The sequence below is a fragment of the Periweissella cryptocerci genome, from assembly GCF_004358325.1.
Classification (GTDB): domain Bacteria; phylum Bacillota; class Bacilli; order Lactobacillales; family Lactobacillaceae; genus Periweissella; species Periweissella cryptocerci.
The window spans coordinates 1,531,033-1,543,228 of sequence record NZ_CP037940.1; the positions used below are offsets into that span (position 1 = coordinate 1,531,033).

Annotated in this window: 13 protein-coding genes; 5 read left to right on the top strand and 8 right to left on the bottom strand. The window is 41.1% G+C overall.

Annotation, left to right across the window (positions count from 1 at the left end; genetic code table 11):
* Positions 1-945: 945 nt before the first annotated feature.
* From EQG49_RS06990 to EQG49_RS07000, 3 genes are all read right to left on the bottom strand, one after another.
* The gene (locus tag EQG49_RS06990; RefSeq protein ID WP_133363298.1) at positions 946-1,578 is read right to left on the bottom strand and encodes a YdeI/OmpD-associated family protein; all 633 of its coding nucleotides are present in this window, start codon (positions 1,576-1,578) and stop codon (positions 946-948) included.
* Positions 1,579-1,590: 12 nt separating this feature from the next.
* Entirely contained in the window at positions 1,591-2,241 is a 651-nt protein-coding gene (locus EQG49_RS06995; protein WP_133363299.1) for an HAD hydrolase-like protein, read from the bottom strand.
* Between the two features lie 384 nt (positions 2,242-2,625).
* On the bottom strand, positions 2,626-3,597 hold the full coding sequence (locus tag EQG49_RS07000) for a helix-turn-helix domain-containing protein (RefSeq protein WP_133363300.1): 972 nt from the start codon (positions 3,595-3,597) through the stop codon (positions 2,626-2,628).
* Between the two features lie 28 nt (positions 3,598-3,625).
* Here EQG49_RS07000 and EQG49_RS07005 point away from each other — a divergent pair, with 28 nt between their 5' ends.
* Complete coding sequence (locus EQG49_RS07005; protein WP_133363301.1) at positions 3,626-3,898, top strand: Mor transcription activator family protein; 273 nt, start codon at positions 3,626-3,628, stop codon at positions 3,896-3,898.
* A 248-nt stretch (positions 3,899-4,146) separates the two neighbouring features.
* Here the strand turns inward: EQG49_RS07005 and EQG49_RS07010 are convergent, their stop codons facing one another.
* On the bottom strand, positions 4,147-4,674 hold the full coding sequence (locus tag EQG49_RS07010; RefSeq protein ID WP_133363302.1) for a TetR/AcrR family transcriptional regulator: 528 nt from the start codon (positions 4,672-4,674) through the stop codon (positions 4,147-4,149).
* Positions 4,675-4,863: 189 nt separating this feature from the next.
* Here EQG49_RS07010 and EQG49_RS07015 point away from each other — a divergent pair, with 189 nt between their 5' ends.
* The gene (locus EQG49_RS07015; protein WP_133363303.1) at positions 4,864-5,700 is read left to right on the top strand and encodes an SDR family NAD(P)-dependent oxidoreductase; all 837 of its coding nucleotides are present in this window, start codon (positions 4,864-4,866) and stop codon (positions 5,698-5,700) included.
* 243 nt (positions 5,701-5,943) lie between these two features.
* Here the strand turns inward: EQG49_RS07015 and EQG49_RS07020 are convergent, their stop codons facing one another.
* Entirely contained in the window at positions 5,944-6,909 is a 966-nt protein-coding gene (locus EQG49_RS07020) for a quinone oxidoreductase family protein (protein WP_133363304.1), read from the bottom strand.
* A gap of 137 nt (positions 6,910-7,046) precedes the next feature.
* Between EQG49_RS07020 and EQG49_RS07025 the strand changes: the two genes are divergently transcribed.
* Positions 7,047-7,589, top strand: coding sequence for a TetR/AcrR family transcriptional regulator (locus EQG49_RS07025; protein ID WP_133363305.1), 543 nt, complete (start codon positions 7,047-7,049; stop codon positions 7,587-7,589).
* Positions 7,590-7,856: 267 nt separating this feature from the next.
* Positions 7,857-8,492 carry a 3,4-dihydroxy-2-butanone-4-phosphate synthase gene (gene ribB, locus EQG49_RS07030; RefSeq protein WP_133363306.1) on the top strand — a complete coding sequence of 212 codons (636 nt, stop codon included), beginning with the start codon at positions 7,857-7,859 and terminating at the stop codon, positions 8,490-8,492.
* A 167-nt stretch (positions 8,493-8,659) separates the two neighbouring features.
* Here the strand turns inward: ribB and EQG49_RS07035 are convergent, their stop codons facing one another.
* Together EQG49_RS07035 and EQG49_RS07040 are read right to left on the bottom strand one after the other, a co-directional pair.
* Positions 8,660-9,055, bottom strand: coding sequence for a UPF0158 family protein (locus EQG49_RS07035; RefSeq protein WP_133363307.1), 396 nt, complete (start codon positions 9,053-9,055; stop codon positions 8,660-8,662).
* Positions 9,056-9,146: 91 nt separating this feature from the next.
* Complete coding sequence (locus EQG49_RS07040; protein WP_133363308.1) at positions 9,147-9,818, bottom strand: GDSL-type esterase/lipase family protein; 672 nt, start codon at positions 9,816-9,818, stop codon at positions 9,147-9,149.
* 152 nt (positions 9,819-9,970) lie between these two features.
* Here EQG49_RS07040 and EQG49_RS07045 point away from each other — a divergent pair, with 152 nt between their 5' ends.
* Complete coding sequence (locus EQG49_RS07045; RefSeq protein WP_133363309.1) at positions 9,971-10,384, top strand: MarR family winged helix-turn-helix transcriptional regulator; 414 nt, start codon at positions 9,971-9,973, stop codon at positions 10,382-10,384.
* Between the two features lie 87 nt (positions 10,385-10,471).
* On the opposite strand, the gene EQG49_RS07050 is transcribed toward EQG49_RS07045, so the two are convergent.
* A complete protein-coding gene (locus EQG49_RS07050; protein WP_133363310.1) occupies positions 10,472-11,680 on the bottom strand; it encodes a replication initiation protein in 1,209 nt (402 codons plus the stop codon).
* Between the last annotated feature and the right edge of the window lie 516 nt (positions 11,681-12,196).

The window sequence follows — 12,196 nt, forward strand, 5'->3', positions numbered from 1 at the left end:
TAGATACTTTTGAGTTCATTTAGAATATCGCTTTTACCTGACCGCGTCAACATAATTTTGTATCTTTTAGATACAAAATATGTTGCGCACACAAAAGCCTGAAAAATCGGGCAAATTTATTTTATGCACTCACCCTATAACACTCAGTCGCAGTGGGTGAATTAACTAGATACTTCAAAAAGGAGTAGTAACTTGTAAAAACACAAGTTGCTACTCCTTTTCACACGTATTGAACTTATTTGGTTAAATTTTTTCTAGCGTGGAATTTGGATATGCATCTCAGATTGATTCCCACTACGAGGCTGGAAACAGTCTGGACACCGTGATGGAAGACAAGTATTTGAAGCCACAGTGCGGTCTTCAAATGTTTGCAAAGCTTGCGTTAACGCGGTAACCATCTTCGCAAATCCATAATCAGTAACGAAACCCGTTACTGATTATGCCATCACGGTGCGAACTAAAGTCCAGCCTGTTTCCAGCCTCTTCGTTAGTTTGCGTAGGCATTCTGACTAGTAATATGCCGTAATCCTTGTCGCCGCAAGTTTAGCGGTAATCAATAATTCCACGCTTATCTAGCGGAGTGACTGAAAATCACTTTGTGGCCGACAGGCTTTACACCATGATGGGACGAACCTGACACCACGTGTCGGGTTTGTCGCTGAGGGTAGATGAGCAGTCTTTTGGCTTTAGCCATTAGACTGCCAGCTATCCCGAATTGCCCAAGACAGACATTCAGCCTGGAAGGCTAATCTAATCGCGTTAGGATTAGATTCAGTATTTTGTGCAACAAAATGCTGGAATGTTTTGCGTTGCCGGTTCGCAGGCATAAGCAAGTGGCTTGGGCATGTGCTTCCATCTCGGTGCACAATGTGATTTTCAGGCACGCAGTGGCATCATACATCTCATCTCATTTTATAAATTCCACGTCAGACGAAATAGAGCCACTTATTTTTTCAATTCTTCCACGCTACCCAAGCCTTGGGCCAATGCCAGTTTTGCTTTCGCTGTATGTGCATCAATCGTTGCCTGAGTCTTAGCGCCAAAAGCATAACTAACATATGCCCGTTGCCGTCCGGGTGTAATTGCTTCGAAATGGTCTTTTTCAACTGCGGTCAGTAATGCGATAAACTCATCGGTACGATCGACAAACTGGGCTACTGTCTGTTTACGCGCCGTTTTAACTGTAATAACACGGATACCAATCATCGTGAAATCATTGTTTAGACTCACCATTTTTGAGAATTTTAAATTAGTTTCACCAATTTTCCCATCCAAATGATTAATACCTAAGAACGGAAAAATATCGTCACGCCCAAATTTCGCCGTATATTTTTTCGAGGCTTTTTTAGGATAAGCAAAATACAGATAACCCTCATCACTAAGTAGTTGCTGGCTTACCACGTTTTGAATTGCACCGACCATTTGAGCCAAATAATACACAAAAAAGATTAATAAATCAGCCTTTTGCAATTCATTTTCGTATGCTAAACCCTCAAATTCCTTCATATCAGTTGGTACATCCATAATCACTCGGGTTGCGTATTTATTAAGTTTTAATTTTTCAATTACCGTCGCCATGGCGTACTCCGTCTATTCAATATCCAAAATTGCCTTGGGGGTATCAACAATGTAGGTCGCACCGGCTGCTTCGAGTTCTGCTTTGGCGCCGATTCCGTAATTCACACCGAGGGTATCCAAGCCGTTTTCGCGCCCACCGATAATGTCATTATCCGTATCGCCAATCATCAGTGCCTTGGATTTATCAACCAACCCACTCTGAGCAATTGCGTATGCGAGCACCTCCGTTTTCGCTGCCCGTGAACCATCCAAAGTCGCACCGTAAACGCCATCGAAATAGTTTGCCAAAGCAAAATGTTCGATAATTTCGCGAACGAACACTTCGGCCTTACTTGAGGCGATATAGAGGTGTTTCCCATACATTTTGAGGAGACTCAAAGTATATTCGATATCTGGATAAATCGCATTTTCGAATTTCCCCTTCTCACCAAAATACTCCCGATAGACATCAACTGCATGACGCGCGGCGGCTTCATCTAAGCCCCAGATTCGTTCAAACGAGTCTAACATTGGTGGCCCAATAAATGTTTGCATTTCTACACGTGACCGGTGTTCCAGCCCAAGCTTTTCAATCGCATAGTCTAATGAATTCAAGATGCCTTCTGCAGAGTCAGTAATCGTTCCATCCATATCAAAGAAAATATAATCATATTGGTTTATCATGGCGTGTTCCCTTTGTCGTTTTTGTTATTTTATCGTCTGAGTGTCAAGAGTCATTCAAAAATGTATGATACTGGGCAAGCTGCTGCATCAATCAGCTGCCTTTTTTCGTCAAATAGATTCTTCATTCGATCTGATTTTTCGGTTCCCGAAGTCCCAAATGAATAGGACGTTATTCTGCGTTTCTAAAAAACGTAACGTAAATCTTGAATTTGTGTCTTGTTGATTGAAGGCTGGTAATCACAGTCTACGTTGACACACCTTTTTCATTTACTAAACTGTCGCTAATTCTTGATTATGATTGCATGTATATCAAAGTTACGCAATAAACCTATGCCCAAGTTTCTGGGCATCATAAGCGAAAGTCCGGAAACCAAGCTACTATTATTACATAGCGAGGTGCGAACCATCCTGATATGCTAACGCGGTTTCTAAGTCACGTAACAGCACTGGCGCAAAAGGCATGGATCCTAATTGTTGGAGCGTCTCAATAAGTGTTTTGTGCTTTAGTAAACGGTCGGTATTATGGTGAGAATCTTCATAATATTCCAGCATTGCGCCATACAGTTCCAGAGATAAGTAAGGAAAAACGTCATAGTTGGGGTATTTTAATGCAAATAACTCATCGAGCATTACGTGAGCATTTGCATAATTTTTGTCAATGATTTGCATGCGTAATATATTGGCGAGATTTTGATAAGTAGCTTGAATATCTTTTCGCCGTGTATTAATCGCAGAAGCTTGGGTAAGTATTGAATTACGGAGTTCAAAGGCACCTTGCGAATCAAATGTCCAAGTAAAGAATGACAGCATCACATACTCATACGAATACCAGTGTTCAACGGTAAAAAGGTACTGTCGCATTTCTACAGCAGCTGGCGATTCACGATCAAAGTTAGATTGGTAACCTTGAATCCATAAAATAATATGCCAGTACCGAATGTAGTTAGTAAGCTGATATTCGATTTGGACAGTTTCGAGTAGTTGACGTAATTTATCACTATCCTGTTTGGAGTATGCAGCTACCACTTGATTACGGTAGTCAAAAGATCTGACAGATAATTCATCTGCGTCAGATGTATCAAGCATCGCCCCAAGTTCTTCATACTTGATACCTAACCGGGCAATTAAGGCAAGTAGGTTAGCTGAATTGGTATCCGAATTGCCGTTTTCAAAAGCACTGTAAGCATTGCGACTCATAATGCCCTCGTAAATTTGAGCTGCAGTAAGGTGGCGATTCATTCGTATTTTACGTAGTGCGGGTCCAATTTGCATAGTAAGTATCTCCAAGTTTATTAATTTCATTGTAGTTGAGTAATTAAATAAATACCAATATTTTTCATGAAACATATTAGCCATATAAAAAGAAGTTTAAAGGAGGACAAAGATGATGGACGAACAAGTAATTAGACAAGGGTTAAACGGACCTTATCGTCAAATATATGATGCGGTAAATGGTCAGGAAGAATTATTCTGGGAGCTTGTCGAAGAGTTTAGAGGCTTACAAGTAAACTTTCCGGTACGCATATATAGCGCAGAAAATGTGGCACATTTAATCCTTAATGAGTACGATGGAACAAATTCCATTAGTTTAGCTCAACGTTATGGTTTCTCAAAGCGTTGGGTCGACAATGTCATTAGTAGTAACCAAGAAGATTAAGTCAATGGGAAGCTGGTTGTCAGTTGACATATATATCGGTTTTTTTAGAGAAATGGATAAAGAAAAGAAGCTAAAAGCCTTGATGTAATAAGGTTTTTGGCTTCTTTGTTGTTATTAACACTCATATAGCAGGAAACGCATGTATAGTGCTGGCAATACGGTTAATGGGATTCTAAATTTGATGCAGTTGTTTGAGTACCCAGTCTGGTTCCCACTAAAAAAAATTTCGCAAGCATGTTGGCAACTTTTTATCCGACGCCGTCAGTATTCTTTTCCAAGAACGTCGCTAATTCTTCCGGTGTTTCTGGCTGGTTACGTTCAATCCACTCAACGATGACGCTCGTTAAACCGGTTGCGTGATATTTGACGTAATATTGCATCTCGCGTTCGTTAAAATTTTTCAACTGTGGTTTATTACTGGATAATACCGCCAAAACTTTCGCAATATTGTCGCGTAACACGGTTTGCTGATTTGCACGTAACAAAAGATTAATGAAATCGGCATGGTCACTCAAAAAATGCATATAATACACAATTGCTGCATAAAAATCCGTCGTCTGTAGGTTTTCATCCTGCTCTAATTCACCCACCAATTTATTCATTTCCGTCGTTAAAACGTCCGTGATATTTTGATAATGCCGGTAAAATGTCATCCGCGAGATTCCCGCCACACGGGTTAATTCACTCACCGAAATATCCTCAAATGACTTCTTTTTCAAAAGCCGTTCAATTGCGCCCAATAAATATGCTTGCGTTCCATTAACTTCACTCGCCATTTACACATTCTCCTCTTTTGTCACATTCTGCTTTGAAGCTATTGTACCTTTTAACTATCAAAGTTACACTTGTCACATCTTGAAATTAGTTACAACTGTAACACCATAATTTACTAAACGCAATTAATGAGCTAAGCGAGTACGACTGATAGTTTCGTACTCAACTATTAAAAATGAGGTGAAAAATTCATGACACTACCAAAAATCGTCGCTATTACCGGCGCATCTAACGGAATGGGCAAAGCCGCCTTAGAATTATTCGCTGCCCAAGGCTGGATTGTCTATGGCGGTGCTCGCCACGTTGAAAATATTCCCACTGGCACTAATGTCCACGCACTCAAGTTAGACGTCACTGATTCAACTTCTAACCAACACTTCATTCAGACCATCTTAACTGAACAAAATCGCATCGACGTCCTAATTAATAATGCCGGTTACGGTGAAAATGGTCCGATTGAAGATGTTTCGCTCGCCAATGCCCGCAAACAGTTTGAAACTAACTTCTTTGGCGCGGCGGAATTAACCCAGTTAGTTTTACCAACGATGCGTGCCCAAAAATCTGGTCGAATTGTTAATATTTCATCAATCGGTGGTGATGCTTATTCCCCACTTGGTGCCTACTACCACGCTTCAAAAGCCGCATTACAACAATGGAGCGACACCTTAGATATCGAAGTACAACCATTTGGCATCCGCTCAATCATTGTCCAACCGGGTGGTACCCAATCTGCTTGGGGTGCAACAGCCATGGAAAATGTGCGCAAGAATTTGCAGCCAAATTCACCCTACGTTGATTTTGTCGATTTAATGGGAAAATCTCTCGATTCCGATGCCCAGGGTATGAGCGCAACCGTCGAAGATTTAGCAAAAGTCTTCTATGCCGCCGCAACTGATAGTAAACCAAAGCGCCGGTATTTCAACTCACTCAGCGATCGCCTTATCGTTTACGTTGCCCGCGCGCACCCAAAACTTTTCCGCAAATCAGTTCTTAAGACTTTAAAGCGGTGGGGCAAAGACGTGAAGTAAGTCGGGAAACAAATTTAGTTTAACTACAAGCTGGCGACATTTTTTGTGGGAACAGCGCATTTTTCACCCCCTACATTCATATATTCCCACTTGGACATATGAAAATACGTACGATAAATAACCGCAGGAATTCCAATCAGGAAATTTCTGTGGCTATTTTTATTATATTCGGCCGTGAAAGGAAGCGGGTCAAAAGACGGTTATATCAATGGTTACAGTCCTTTATCGCACGTTAACAAGCACTTAAGGAACAATCACAATTCGCTTGCCATGTTGTTCTGTATTCCATGCTGTTTCAATATCAGCCAGCGCATGCGTTTCAATTTCCATGCTTAATTTGCCTTGTTGTAGCATTCCCCAGATTAACTTAGTCCCTTCAATCCGGGCTTCGGGCGTTGCTTGTGCGCCCATTCCGTAAATTTCAAGACCAGAAGTTAGCAAGCTTTGACCCGTGATTGCGGCAGTCTTTCCAGCTAAGCCGCCAATCAACACGAAACGAGTTCGCTTACTTGGAACGCCCATGCCAGCGGGTGTAAAGGTGCTAACAATCAGTTCAGCTGGGTGTCCCCAGAGATAATCGAGAATTACATCGTAGCCATCACCAGCTTCATTCTTTAAATCCGCAACAACGTTCTCATCTGGCTGATCAAGATTAATAAACGCATCAGCTCCCAGTGTCAGTAATTTTTCGCCCGATGCGGCATTCCGACCAGTTGCGACAACCCGGCCGGCACCAAGATTCTTGGCAATTTGAACAGCCAACATCCCAGAAACACTCGTGGCACCATTGATCAACACGGTTTCACCGGCTTGGAGTTTGGCAGCATTTTGTAATGGCACAAGTGAGCTTAACGCTGCCGATGGAATCGCGGCAGCTTGTTCTGCGCTCACGCCCTTAGGAATAGGCGTGGCGAAATTTTGTGGTATCACCACCGTTTCCGCCAATGAGCCAAATGGTGGCTTTATGCCGCGGATATTCACAAGCGTTCCATCTGCAAGCTCGCCAATTCCTGTGTACCCAACAACTGCTGGCAACTTAGGATAGAATTGTTTACTAGCAAAGTGAATTCCAGATGTAATTCCTTTGAGCGCGTAATCCAAAACGACTGCCTTTACCTTAACGGCAACTTCGCCCGCATTTACGCTCGGTGTGGGAAAATTTTCGTACTTTGGCGTATCACCTAAATTTTTAATAACTGCTGCTTTCATATAAGGCCTCCATATCGCTACTTTACTAGCATTGCGCGTCTAATTTTGTTAAAATATATCTAAGATGTCAGTCTCTGACATTTCGCAAGTATATCACTGTCAGTTTCTGACATCAAGGGAAAATAATAAATAAAATTATGACTACAAGTAGAGAAAAATTAAAACGTGCCGCCGTCGAATTAATAACGAGCCAAGGCTATCAGCATACAACCGTCCAACAAATTGCCGACCGCGCTGGCGTCACTGAACGTACCTTCTTCCGCCAATTTGCAGATAAAAGTGAAGTCTTTTTCGGGCGTACAGATGAATATGTCACTACTCATCAGCAAGGTCTTACACAAAGTACCGCCACTACCGTAATGGGAAAGGCTATCGATGCTTACTCATTTATCGCCCAGACAATGTTTCAAGATTTACACGCCGGTGCCAAGAAACGTAACGAAATTATTCAATCGGAACCTGATTTACAAGAACGCGAACTCCTTAAAGACGAATTCGTGACTAATCAATTGGCCCAAACTTTGGCGCAAGAATTCGAGCCCGTTGCAGCGACTTTAGCGGCGAAAAGCGCTGGGGTCATTTTCCAAGTTGCTTTTAAACAATGGCTCAATAGTGATGGAACACAATCGTTGGCAACCGTTTTCGCAATTATCGTGACTGCTTGGAAGCAATTACGCTAGTTTAAATATTTTAATAGCATCAAAAACTACGTATACTACCAACTATTTTTAATTTAGTTTAACTTCTACAACAAATGGCTTATCGTTCGTACTCCACTCACATTCGTACATTCCATTCTCTTTCCATTGGATAGTTCGCCTTTTGGTTATATGTGAAATAATTATCTTGATTAATGTACGCATTTTTACATTTACACTTCAGTATTCCTGTGCTTAAATGAACGTATACCAAAAATTAATCCACGTAAAAGAAAGAGGAAGTTAAACATGTTTAATACTATCGATGAAGCATTAGCAACACTCCGCAATGGCGGTTACATCGTTTTGGCTGACAATGAAAACCTTGAAAATGAAGGTGATCTTGTGGCGTTGGCTGATCGTATCACTCCTGATACAGTTAATGACATGTTAGGAACAGCCCGCGGTTTGATGTGTGTCGCTGTATCCAGTCCCATTGCTACTCAGCTTGAATTACACCCCATGCTTGAACATTCAACTGATCCAAATGGTACGCCTTTTACTTTTACAATTGACGGTACATTAGCCGCAACTGGTGTTACGACCGGTGTTAGTGCATTTGACCGGGCAGCTTCATTGAACAAAATTGCCAAGCCAACCGCCAGGCGCAGCGACTTCAACGCTCCGGGGCACATCCAACCATTGATTGCCCAACCTGGATTGCTTGCTGAACGCCAAGGCCACACTGAAGGTTCCGTTGAACTTGCCCGTTTGGCCGGTGGAAGTCAAGCCGCGGTGATCATCGAAGTTTTACAAGCAGACGGTCACATGATGCGTCGCGATGGCTTGCGCGAATTAGCTGATAAAAAATCCGTTCCGTTTGTGACAATTGAACAAATCATTGCATACGTTAATGAAGTTGAAACTGCTACTGCACATGTTTAATTTTTTGAATTAGAGTTGAATATTGTTTTAAAACACTCGTAAAAATCCACGTGCGAAACCTTTTGTCGCACGTTAATAAGCCTGATTTCTACCTTTGTAAGGAGAAATCAGGCTTATTTTGTGGGTTGGAAGTTATGTCCCTCCCCCGTATTTACTGGCAATTAAATTTATTCAGTGTATGGCACTTTGTACTCAGTAGCCCATTCCTTGGCAATCTCAGTAAAGGCCGCATCTTTAAACGTATACCAATCTTGATCAAGCTTCAGTTTGATTACTTTATCCTTAAACTTCCGGAATGCGCCTTTGCCTTGAATTGCATCATCTAATTCTTGAGCATACGCGATTTGTGAGAATGGTAAAGTATCGATAAAATCTTGCATAATGCCATATTCATCAATATCGTCCCCACCAGGCAACTCAACCCAGGGTTCCTCATCCTCAGGTAGTGCTAATTCATCATATTCAAAACTAATCTCACCTGTCGCTGGATTAAACCAAGCACTATGTTCATCATCGGCAAGGTCCATGTGTTCAACAACATCTTCCAATTTAACGTTTTTCATATTAATCCCTCAAATCGCTTTTTATTTTTATTTAAGTATACCTTATAATAAAAAATCACACGCAGGGAATCGGCTGATTTTTTGACTAACTTTAAGCTAAGTATGGTTGCAAATTTGCTAGCACAATTTCAAAACCGGCCGGTAACATGTGGGCACCATCAACCGTCAATTCTTTACGCAAATTGCCATTATCATCAGTTAACCCAGCATTCACATTAATAAACGTCAAACCGTTATCCGCCGCCAGCTGTTCAACTTTAGCATTGTATTCAGCCATGCGATCATTGCCACGGCGTTGATTAAGTTTTATATCATCAGCATCCTGTCCAAAATCAACCTGATTCGTTGGATAGTAAGCCATCACATAAACTTTTGTTTCCGGGAGTTTAGCTTTAATTTGTCGCATAATTTCAGCATAGTTAGCTAAAAATGTTACTTCTGGTACCTTAAAACCAATATCATTTGATCCGATATTGATAAAAATTTTACTGGGGGCTAAATCAAAAATTAATGTGTCCATGTGTGCCAGCAAATCCGCGGTCGTTGTTGCCCGCACGCCACGGTTATAAATGGCTTTATCTAACCCCAAATCTTGTTCTTGCTGCATCTTTTCGATAGGGAAAATTTCCATCAGCGATGAACCGACGAAATCAATTTGGCCTTTTTTAGCAGTTTTATTGGCTTCAGCATACTTCGCACGTAAGCCGGCTTGAAATTCGACGATTTTAGGATTCATTGTAAGTTTAGTTGTTTCTTCTGTCATAATTTTCGCCTTCGTCTTTTCTTTATTTTACGTTTATTAAATCCATTTAGTTAGTATCACTAACTGTTTGCCACTCTACACTTATTTAATTAGGGTGTCAAACAATTAGTGCATCTAACTATAATTTGATATACTAATTATGAGGTAATATCATGACAGAAAATAATGCTACACTTATCAGTTCACTAATCCGTGAAATTAATATAAAAGAACAAAGTGTCCTGAGCGCAAAATTAACCGATTTCGGTGTCACACCCCACCAAGCAATTCTCTTATCGCTAATTGCCAATAAACCCGGCTTAATCCAAAAAGACATCGTCGACATTATGCAGCGCAAAGCCGCAACGGTCTCCGCTTTCTTGAAAAAACTCGAAACTGATGGTTTGCTCACCCGAAAAATTCCAGCAAATAACACCCGCAACAAAGAGCTTTTCATCACTGATAAAGGTCAGGTTGTTGTCGATGCCTTCAATGCTGCCCGTGAAGATGTCTATGCCCAGTTAGTCGCCCCATTGACCGCCACTCAACAAAACGACCTGATTGAACTTTTACGCGCGATTAAATAACAAGATTTATACATGAAAAGCGAGTCTCACACCTGATACTGGTGTGAGGCTCGCTTTTTTGACGATTTTTAACAGGTACATCATGTCTTAGTCTGATTCTTTATGTCCTCGCAAAGCATGCAAACGATCAGCCACTGCTTGTTTCTTTTCTTTCATGTCTGCTGTTGCAGAAGTTGCTGATTTTGGATATTTTGGTGCGGTTTCACGCGTACGGTGTGGCTTCGTAACCAGATACGCCATAAATTCTCGCTCAGCCAAGAAACGAACTAACCCATGGGTGAATTGCGACTTAAAATCTGGTGCTTTAACCACCACCGCATAATTGGTAGCTCCCTGCAAAATATCCTCGTACTTAACACCTTGATTTACTAATCCGACTAATTCGATTAGCGCGTTTTTTTCTGAGTTAGCATCAACCCGAGGGTAAACAGATATTAACTGGCGTAGCTGATCTTCAGGATTATCCATTCCATCATATTCAATCGCCGTAATCACTGGTGCGTCTGCTGAATTAGTCCGAAAACCAATTGCAACTTCAACAACTTCACGACCATTCAATATTGTCTGAATCTCGATTCGCATATCCGTTTTGTGTTCAACTTCGCGAACTGCAGTTTTTAAAACTCGTTGGTTAAAATTCGACCACGCATACGTTGTTCCTTTTTTCAGAAAGTAGTTCATGATTTCCGCAACTGTAAAAATAACTGCCCCCGTACCATCATTTTGCCCCGCTGCGTTTATTGCTGATTTCCCTAACTGAAACAAGAGCAAAGCGTAGCGACCACGAATATCAACTTCTTCACCAAGGCGATAGCTTGTAAAATGTGATCGTTGATTTAAGACATATGGCGCCAAATCAGGCTTTAAGCGTAACCGGACATCGTTCTTTTTGTGTTTACCAGCAACATCATCAACTTTAGTAGTGTACACAAACATCTCATCAAGCCACGAAACCGTTCGCTCACCCTCATCTTCAACAAACGTCACGGTCATGCCAAATAGCGACTTGATTGCCTCTTTCGTGGAATTAATATTCGCTGTACCTTGCCCAAATTTTAACACCCGATTCAGTTCGTTAATATTAGTCCAGACAGTGTCAAAACCTTCATCATCCCGATTGATTTTGGAAATCAGGTAGTCCACGATCTTGATTTGTTTATCGCTCAAGTCATGCTTTGATGTCTGAATCATCGCGTTTGACTTGGTCGTTTGCCGTGCTAATTGGACTTCCGCCGTCTGGACTTCCACAACTTCAAACAAACTCTGCTGATTATCACTTAATCTCGTAACCTTCATTGGTACCTCACCGCCTTCCCGTCATAACTCATACAACAAGTATAAACTGTGCTAGCTTGAATCAGCAACTCACCCAATTCTGTATGTATTTACGTTGTCGTTTCTATATTTTCATGTATTTACGTTATTTTTCGGCCGTATTTTAGTTATCGATTCCTCAACTATATGTATTTTAGTTGCTCATCCGCGCCCATATGTAACTAAAAAGAAACAAAAAGTCGTTTTATATAACGTAAATACATATTTTACAAGCAGTGGTAGTCATATCCTGTCTAGGTAAGTGATTTATTAACGGGAACATTGTAATTACGTTGTCGTAACTAGCAAAACATGTATTTACGTTGCTTTGGCCACATTTTTAACTGTATTTACGTTGCCCTTCGTCAAATTTCCTGTATTCTTGGAATTTTGCATGTATTTATGTTGTCTTTACACATGTTCACGTTACCCATATCTCCGATTACGTTATTTTTAATGGTAGCGGTGTTGCAGTTAACTGTACTTATTGTATGCTTT